Below are 7,736 nucleotides of genomic sequence, written 5' to 3'. Positions count from 1 at the left end.
CGAGGCACTGCCCGCGCGGCTGGCCCGGCTGAGCGCCGCCGAAGCCCTGGACCTCCTGGTGGAGACGGTGTGCGGACATGTCGCCGACGTCCTCGGACACGGCTCCGGCGCCGCCGTCGACCCCCAGCGCCCCCTGGGCGACCTGGGCGTGGACTCGCTCGCCGCCCTGGAGCTGCGCAACCGGCTCGGCGCCGACACCGGCCTCAGGCTGTCCACCACCCTCACCTTCGACTACCCGACCTCCGACGCCCTCGCCCGGCATCTGTACGCGGAACTCGGCGGTGACACCTCCGACGACCGCGTCGACATCGAGGCCGAAGTGGTGCGGCTGGAGACGGTGCTGGACGCGGCGCTCGACTCGGCCGGACCGGACGAGGAGCAGCGGGCCCGGGTCGCCGCCCGGCTGCGCGCCCTGAGCGCGCGGTGGGACGGCACCGGGCGGTGGAGCGGGCACGGGACCGGGCGGACCGGCGGCAGCGGGCTGGAGACGGCCACGGCCGACGAGCTGTTCGGCATCCTGGACGACGAACTCGGCAGCTTCAACTGACCGTGCGCATGCGGAGCGCGGCCCCGCCGGCGGTGTCACCGGCGGGGCCGCGCTCGGTCACGTGGAGAGGGGGTTCAGCCCGCGGAGGAGTGGGTGCTGGCCCAGCGGTCCGACAGCTTCGGGATGCGGTGCTCCAGCATCTTCGACGGCAGCTCCGAACGGCTGGCCACGTTCAGCTTGCGGTAGACCCGGGTGAGGTGCTGCTCCACCGTGCTGATGGTGACGTGCAGGCGGGTGCTGATCTCGCGGTTGGTGTACCCGAGCGCGGCCAGTCCGGCGACCCGGCACTCGGCGTCGCTCAGGATGGCGGGACCGTCCTCGGTCTCGGAGCCGTCGGTCCGTACCGGGTCCTCCAGCAGGTGCGCGTCGACCGGCGACTCGATGCGGCAGGCCTCGGCCTCCCGCGCCGCCTGCCGCGCCACCAGCCGGGCCCGGGCGTACTCGCCCAGTTCGTAGTGCGCCGCGGACAGGTCGGCGTACGCCTGGGCCAGCGCGTAGCGGTCGCCGCACGCCTTGAGCAGGTCGATCGACTCGCGCAGCAGCGAGGCCCGGCGGTGCGGCTTGCTGGTGGCGGCCAGCAGGCGCAGCGCCATGGCCCGGGCCCGGGAACTGTGCCCGCCGGGCAGCCGCAGCTGCTCCTCGGCCCACTCCCGGGCGGTGCGGGCCTTGCCGATCCGCAGGTTCGCCAGGGCCAGGTCGGACCGCCAGGGGATGCCCTTCTGCAGGCTGGGGTTGCCCTCCCGGAGCAGCCGCCCGCAGGTCTCGAAGTCGCCGAGCGCGGCGAACGGCCGGTCGGTGGCGAGGAAGTGGTGCCCGCGGGCCCGCAGGTACTGGATGCCGAACACGGTGCGGAACATCGGCTCCGGTACATCGTGTTTGAGCAGTTCCTCGGCCTCGTCGTAGGAGCCCAGGGCGGTGAGCGCGGAGATCGCCGTCGACAGCGGGAGGCCGATGAGTACGCCCCAGCTCTGGGCGCGCAGGGTGTCGAGCGCGGCGAGTGCCCCCTGCGAGGCGGTCGTCACGTCCCCCTGGAGCAGGGCGATCTCGGCCCGGATGCCGCCGAGTAGGGCCTGCCAGGTCGTCGCCCGGCGTTCCACCGCGCACTCCAGCAGCCCGTCGCAGGCCTCGGCGGCGACCGCCGGCCGGTCGGCGTGGGCGATCGCCAGCAGCGACATCGCGACCAACTCCAGATTGAGATGGTCGAGTTGGTGGCCCTGGAGGGCCTGGGCGACGGCCGCCGCCGACTCGTCGGTGGCCTCGCCGCCGATGAGGGCCGCCACGCGGACGGCCAGCCCGCCGGTCGGGGCCTGCGGGGGGCGGCGGTGCGGGTCGAGCCCGGCGACGGGGGCGCCCTTGCCGGGGAGCGCGACGCCGTAGAACCACTGCCGGACGAACTCCACCTCGGCGACGAGCTGGGCGTCGGCGGGCGACTGGGGGTGGACGAGGGTGGCCACGGCCTGGGCGGCCAGCTCGGTGTCGCCCTGCCACAGCAGGTACCGCAGGACGGTCGCGGTGTCCCGCATGCTCAGCTCGCCGTCCAGCGCGGCCTCGCGCAGCGGCTCCAGGTGCGGGCCGGCCGCCGCCGGGTTGGTGCGCCACTCGGCACGCGCCAGCGCCACCGACAGAGCGTGGCGTTCGCGTTCGTCGACGCAGTCGCGCAGGACCAGGCCGAGGTAGGCGGTGCAGCGCTCCACGTCGTCCGCGGCCAGTGCCTGCTCCGCGGCGGCGCGCAGGATTCCGGCGCCCCAGCCCGCCGGGACGAGGTCCGCGAGGCGGAGGTGACGGGCCACCTCGACGGCGGGCGCGCCGGAACGGTACAGCATGTGGGCGATCCGGCCGTGCAGTCCGGCGCGCGCGGCGGCGTCCATGTCCTCCAGGACCGCCGCGGCGGCGGTCGGCTGCCGGAAGGCGTAACCGTCGAGCAGGCCCGAGGAGTTGAGGACGTCGACGGCTTCCTGGGTGCCGGCCGGTGTGGTGCCGGCCAGCTCGCCGACGGGTACGGTGCCCGCCAGGGTGCCGAGCGCGGCCAGCGCCCGGGCCACCCGGACGTGCCCGGCGTCGCCGCGGTGCAGCAGTGACAGCACGGCCTGCCGGTAGGCGGGGCCGGCGATGGGCCGGCCGATCTCGGGTGCGAAGCGGGTGCTGTCGTCGAGCAGGGCGTGCACCAGGAGGGGGCTGCCGGCGGTGGCGCGGTGGTAGGCGTCGCGGACGGGGCCGGGCAGGGGCCGGCCGGCCTGGGCGGCGAGGAGTTCGCCGACGCTCGTCTCGGACAGCGGGGCCAGGCGTACCCGGCGGTGCGGCTGGCGCAGGAGTTCCGTGTGGGCGGGGGAGCGTGACGTGCCGAAGTGTCCTGAGGTGGCGCACACCATGAGCACCTGCCGGGAGCGGCTTCGGCGCAGCAGACCGACGAGCGTGCGCAGCGAGTCCGGGTCCATGGCGTGGGCGTCGTCCACGGCGACGACCAGGGGGCGGGGGTCGCGGGTGAGGTGCAGGAGCGTTTCAGCCGCCTCGTGTCCGGCGGGCGCGTCGACGGCAGGGTGTTCCGCCTCCGCGCTGTGGAGTAATTGCTCCACCAGACTCATCCGCTGATCTCGTTCAGCAGAACTTGCCGTACCGGTCAGTATGCGCGCATCGGTGCTGTTCAGGGTGGCCAGGAATTCATGCACCAACTGGGTCTTGCCCGATCCGGGACCGCCCGTGATGATCACGAGTCGCCCGTGTCCCCGCGCGCTGTCGGCGAACGCCTCACCCAAGGCCTGTAGTTCTCTCGAACGGCCGAAGAGGTGCATCGTGGGTTCCCCCCTGGATTCTCTTATCGAGTGAGGTCATGCCTCGTTTCCCCCGAGACGAGGCGGCGTCTTACGACGGTGCGTGGGAAATTCTGAGAGGGCGGCGTCGCTGTCGCGAAGGCGGCGCGCCGGACAGTTCCTGGCAGATAGGGAAACGTGTCGCATTGATGTGCCCGAATGATTTCGGCCAAATTCCGGGTATCAGAATAGAGATGAGTGAATGCTCATAGCACGCAGAAACGCTATCTGTCTAGGCCAACGTTGTCAACTCTCACTTTGTAGGGCTCCTGCATACTGTGCGGGCGGCCCGCCGAGGCGTCCTTTTACAGTCTGTTTATTTACCGGCTGGTTAAAGAAAGGAACCGGGCATGGCCCGCCGTGACTTCGGTCACGGGAAAGCGCTTGTGCCGCCCGTTCGGGCAACGCCCTCGCCTCCGGGACCGTCAGGGCAGGATCGAGTCGATGTACCCGCCGTCGACACGAAGCGCCCCGCCGGTCGTCGCCGACGCCTGCTCCGAGCTGAGGTAGACGACCATGTGGGCGATCTCCTCCGGCTCGATCAGCCGCTGCAGCAGGGACTGCGGGCGGTACTCGCGCATGAACGCGCGTTGCGCCTGCTCCCAGGGCAGGTCCCGGTCGACCAGCTCGTATACGAAGTCCTCGACGCCGCCGGTGTGCGTGGGACCCGCGATGACCGAGTTCACCGTCACGCCCGTGCCCGCCGCCTTCTTGGCGAAGCCGCGGCTCACCGCCAGCAGCGCGGTCTTCGACATCCCGTAGTGGATCATCTCCGCCGGGATGGCGACCGCCGAGTCACTCGCGACGTACTGGACCCGCCCCCAGCCGCGTTCCGTCATGCCCGGCAGATACATCCGGGTCAGCCGCACGGCGGCGAGGACGTTCACCTCGAAGAAGCGCCGCCACTCGTCGTCGGTGATCTCCAACGGGTCCGCGACGCCGAAGACGCCCAGGTTGTTGACGAGGATGTCCACGTGCGGCAGCAGCTCCGCCACCCGGGCCGCGCCCTCGTCGCCGGACACGTCGGCGGCCACCGGCACCAGCTCGGCGCCGGGCGCCTGCCGCGCCAACGACTCGACGCCGTCGGCCACCCGCCGCTCGTCGCGGCCGTTGACACCCACCCGGGCCCCGGCCCGGGCGAGGGCGACCGCGACGGCGGCGCCGATGCCCTGCGTCGAGCCGGTGACCAGTGCGGTGCGTCCTGTCAGGTCGATGTGCATGGGCGGGCGGGGTCCCTTCGTGCGCGCGAGGATGCCACGGTCCGTCGAGTCTGCCGGGCGGCCCCGCAGGAACGGACGAACGGCGCGATCCCGCTAGGCCGTTCGGCTCCGCCCGTTCCGCCCGTCCGCCGAGACCGCGGCCCGCCGTCCCGGACGCAGCGCCGCAGCACCGGGCGCCCCTTCCCGCAACGGCGGCCCGGTCCACAGCCGTTCCGACGACGGTTGCCCGCCTCCGCCGCTCCCGCTGGTCACCCGGGGTTTCCCGGGCGCGGCGGCGACGGGCGACGGGAAACCCGTCGACCCGGGCCGGCCGCGGCGCGAAGGTGGTGCCGTCAACACCGGGTACGACCTGCGACGACGCAGGAGAACAAAGGGGGAACCATGCGCAAGACGATGCGCGGCGCCGCCGCTTTCGCGACCGCCGCGGCGGCGGTGCTGGCGATGAGCGGCGCGGCCCACGCCGAGCCGGCGGCCGATCCCTGGGCCGGCTGCCCGGACGGGGCGGTGTGCGTGTACCCGCAGAACCAGAACCCGGCCCAGTCGCCGAGCCTGGTCCTGTACAGCTACGGCCCGCACAACCTCCGCAACCAGGTCGGCTGGCACTGGGTCCTCAACAACCAGTACGGCGGGGCCACGGCGAGCCTGTGCACGGGCTACAACGGCACCGGCTGCGGTGACCGGATCGCCGAGGGGACGGGTGTCTACGCCGACCTCACGCCGATCAACTCCATCACCCTCTACCGGCCGTAGGGATACCGGCCGTAGAGCGCATCCAGGGCCCTCGGTCCGCCGTACCCCACCCACGGCCGGCCGAGGGGCCTTCACGGGGGAAGCTTCCGGAACCGCGACCGCGGTTCCGGAAGCTTGTTTTCGGCCACTGTGCACGCATGGCCGGGCCACCGGTCACACCCCGGCAGTAACCTGGGCTCCCGCCGTCTCACGGCCTGGGCACGCTTGCCATGGGGGACGCCTTGGGGGAGCCGCGACAGGGAGCCGACACCGGCAACCGGAACGACAACGGCGGGGACCGGACGGTGCCGACCACACCGTCCTTCCCCGCACAACTACGACGACTGAGGCAGCAACGCGGTCTGTCACTGGCCGACCTGGCCCGGCAGACCCACTACAGCAAGGGGTACCTGAGCAAGATCGAGACCGGGGCCAAGCGCGCGACCGTCGACGTGGCCCGCCGCTGTGACCAGATCCTGCGCGCGGAGGGCGAACTGCTGGCCCTGGTCGCACCACCGCGCCCCGCGGAACCCGCCGACGACGACACCGGCCCCGCCTGCCCCTACCCGGGCCTGTCGGCGTTCACCACACAGGACGCCGGCCGCTTCTTCGGCCGCGAGCGGGCCACGGCCGCGCTCGTGGAACGCCTCTTCCGCCGGGTCGGCGAGGGACCGCTGCTGCTCGTCGCCCCCTCGGGCGCGGGCAAGTCGTCCCTGCTCAACGCCGGTCTGGTGCCCGCCCTCCGGCGGCCCGGCGGCTTCCCGATGGCCGGCGCCGACCGCTGGCCCGTCGTCACCCTCACCCCCACCGCGCACCCGGTGGAGGAGCTGCTGGAACGCACCGCCAAGGTGCTCGGCGGCGACCTCGGCCTCACCGCCGCCCGGCTGGGCGAGCGGCCCGAGGCCCTCCTCACCGCCGTACGGGCACGCGCGGACACCCCTCCGGCCGGGCACCGGCCGCCACCACCGCCCCGGCTCGTCCTGCTCGTCGACCAGTTCGAGGAGCTGTTCACCCTCTGCGCCGACGAGACCGAACGGCGCACCTTCGCCCGCCTGCTGTGCGCGCTGGCCGCCCCCGCGCCGTCACCCGGCCACGATCCCGCGGTCGTCGTCCTCGGCGTCCGCGCCGACTTCTCCGGCCGCTGTCTCGACCTGCCCGAACTCGCCCCCGTCTTCACCGACGGCCTCTTCGTCCTGCCGCCGATGACCACGGCGGAACTGATCGAGTCCATCACCCGCCCCGCCGAACTCGCCGGAGCCACCCTCGAACGGGGCCTCGTCCCGCTGCTGCTGCGGGACGCCGGGCTGACCGGCGAACCCGGCGCGCAGGCCGTGCCCGCCGGCGCGCTGCCCCTGGTCTCCCACGCCCTGCTGGCCACCTGGCGCCACCGCGAGGCGGGCACGCTGACCGTCGCCGGGTACGAGAGCACCGGCGGCATCCAGGGAGCCGTGGCCCGCACCGCCGAGGACGCGTTCGCCCAGCTGTATCCCGCCGAGCAGCGCACCATCCGGCGCATCCTGTCCCGGCTCGTGCAGGTCTCCGACGGCACCGGCGCCACCCGGCGCCGGGTCGCCCGCACCGACCTCATGACGCCGCCGGCCGGCGCGGCCGGCGCCGACACCGCGCTCGACGTCTTCGTCCGCGCCCGGCTCGTCACCGTCGACAGCGACAGCGTGGAGATCACCCACGAGGCCCTGCTGCACAGCTGGCCCCGGCTGCGGGAATGGATCAGCGCCGACCGGGCCGGCCTGCTCGTCCGCCAGCAACTCGGCCACGCCGCGGCCGCCTGGGAACGCGAGGGCCGCGACCCGTCCGCGCTCTACCGCGGCACCCGACTGGAGACCGTCCGGTCCTGGGCGGCGGACCCGGACGGCCTCGGCCCGCTCGGCCCCGTCGAGCAGGCGTTCCTGCACGCCAGCCAGGCCGAGGAGGAGGCCAGGCAGCGCCAGACACGCCGTCAGGTCCGGTTGCGTCAGGCGACGGTGGCCACCCTCGTCGTCCTGCTCGGCTGCGCCCTGGCCGCCGGCGGCCTCGCGCACCGCCAGCGCGCCGACGCGCTCGCCCAGGAGCGCCTGGCCCGCTCCCAGGCCCTCGCCGTCCAGTCCACCCTGCTCGCCGGGGGCCGCCCCGAGGCCTCCCTGCTGCTCGCCGCCGAGGCCTACCGCACCCAGCCCACCGCCACCACCCGCGGAGCCCTGCTGAGCACCCAGGCCGAACCCTTCGCCGCCCGGCTCGGCGGCCACCGCGGGCCGGTCAACGCGGTGGCCTTCGCCCCGGACGGTCACCTGCTGGCCACCGCCGGCTCCGACGGCACGGTCCGGCTGCGCCGCCCGGCCGACCACCGGACGACCGCGACGCTCACCGTCCCCGGCCGGATCCGCGCCCTCGCCTTCAGCCCGGACGGCCGTACCCTCGCGGTCACGGCGACCTGCT

The 7,736-nt window shown here is 73.9% G+C and carries 5 protein-coding genes; 3 read left to right on the top strand and 2 right to left on the bottom strand.

All coding sequences use genetic code 11. From position 1 onward, the window contains the following. A partial coding sequence (locus tag CCN44_RS38720) for a phosphopantetheine-binding protein (RefSeq protein WP_244204041.1) occupies positions 1-547 on the top strand: 547 nt, incomplete at its 5' end. Positions 548-621: 74 nt separating this feature from the next. On the opposite strand, the gene CCN44_RS38715 is transcribed toward CCN44_RS38720, so the two are convergent. After that, entirely contained in the window at positions 622-3,336 is a 2,715-nt protein-coding gene (locus CCN44_RS38715; protein ID WP_086703587.1) for an AAA family ATPase, read from the bottom strand. A 443-nt stretch (positions 3,337-3,779) separates the two neighbouring features. Further along, complete coding sequence (locus CCN44_RS38710; protein WP_059256018.1) at positions 3,780-4,574, bottom strand: SDR family NAD(P)-dependent oxidoreductase; 795 nt, start codon at positions 4,572-4,574, stop codon at positions 3,780-3,782. Positions 4,575-4,955: 381 nt separating this feature from the next. Between CCN44_RS38710 and CCN44_RS38705 the strand changes: the two genes are divergently transcribed. After that, positions 4,956-5,324: a hypothetical protein gene (locus CCN44_RS38705; RefSeq protein ID WP_059256020.1), complete on the top strand. Its 369-nt coding sequence runs from the start codon at positions 4,956-4,958 to the stop codon at positions 5,322-5,324. 209 nt (positions 5,325-5,533) lie between these two features. Further along, on the top strand, positions 5,534-7,736 hold a 2,203-nt coding region (locus CCN44_RS38700), incomplete at its 3' end, for an XRE family transcriptional regulator (RefSeq protein WP_244204040.1).

The organism is Streptomyces tricolor, assembly GCF_002155905.1.
In the GTDB taxonomy this organism is placed as follows: domain Bacteria; phylum Actinomycetota; class Actinomycetes; order Streptomycetales; family Streptomycetaceae; genus Streptomyces; species Streptomyces tricolor.
This window is presented reverse-complemented; position numbering and strand designations above follow the sequence as displayed.

Bases quoted from the DNA above. Each gene is read 5' to 3' on its own strand.
- CCN44_RS38715 (WP_086703587.1), bottom strand. From the start codon at position 3,336: ATGCACCTCTTCGGCCGTTCGAGAGAACTACAGGCCTTGGGTGAGGCG.
- CCN44_RS38710 (WP_059256018.1), bottom strand. From the start codon at position 4,574: ATGCACATCGACCTGACAGGACGCACCGCACTGGTCACCGGCTCGACG.
- CCN44_RS38705 (WP_059256020.1), top strand. From the start codon at position 4,956: ATGCGCAAGACGATGCGCGGCGCCGCCGCTTTCGCGACCGCCGCGGCG.